A 229-nucleotide genomic window follows, 5' to 3' on the forward strand; every position below is an offset into this window, starting at 1 on the left:
GGAGCTTGCCCGTTACATTTTCAAGCCCAACAGGGCAGGTCATTTGGTTTATTTGCTCGGTGGTAAAATTGCGATGAGCTAAGCGTTGTTTAAAGCGTTTTGCTTTGGTATCTGAGCCAATTACACCAAGCCAATTGGCATCAGCGCGTTTAATAATGGCTTGTGTGAGTGCAAAGTCGAGCTGGTGGTTATGGGTTAATATTAAGTAATTATTAGCCTTTGGCGCGCG

General features: G+C 44.5%; 1 protein-coding gene. It reads right to left on the reverse strand.

What is annotated here, in order from left to right; genetic code table 11:
• Positions 1 to 229 (reverse strand): XdhC family protein (locus R2R70_RS23705; RefSeq protein WP_410979449.1); only part of this gene is annotated, 229 nt, incomplete at both ends.

This window comes from Cobetia sp. SIMBA_158 (genome assembly GCF_046566945.1).
GTDB lineage: Bacteria > Pseudomonadota > Gammaproteobacteria > Pseudomonadales > Halomonadaceae > Cobetia > Cobetia amphilecti.